Here is a 248-nt window from a genome sequence, read left to right as displayed (position 1 = left end):
TCGACAACAAACCAGAAGCACCCGCCAAGGTTGACGAGAAGGTAGAAGCGCCCGCCGCCGACAAGGCAGACGACAAGGCAGACGACAAAGCAGAAGCGCCAGCACAGGTCGAAGCCGAAGCAGAAGCCCCGGCCAAGGCTAATGACAAGGCTAACGACAAGGCCGAGGAGCAGGTACAAGACCAGGCTGACGCTGACGACAACAAGGCAAACGCTGAGGAGCAGGACGCACCGGCCAAGGTCGACAAC

General features: G+C 60.1%; 1 pseudogene. It reads left to right on the top strand.

Going from position 1 to position 248, the window contains the following annotated elements:
- Positions 1–248, top strand: a pseudogene (locus HMPREF2617_RS12095) (30S ribosomal protein S16); the annotation flags it as partial.

This window comes from Corynebacterium sp. HMSC070H05 (assembly GCF_001837615.1).
Lineage (GTDB): Bacteria > Actinomycetota > Actinomycetes > Mycobacteriales > Mycobacteriaceae > Corynebacterium > Corynebacterium coyleae.
This window is presented reverse-complemented; position numbering and strand designations above follow the sequence as displayed.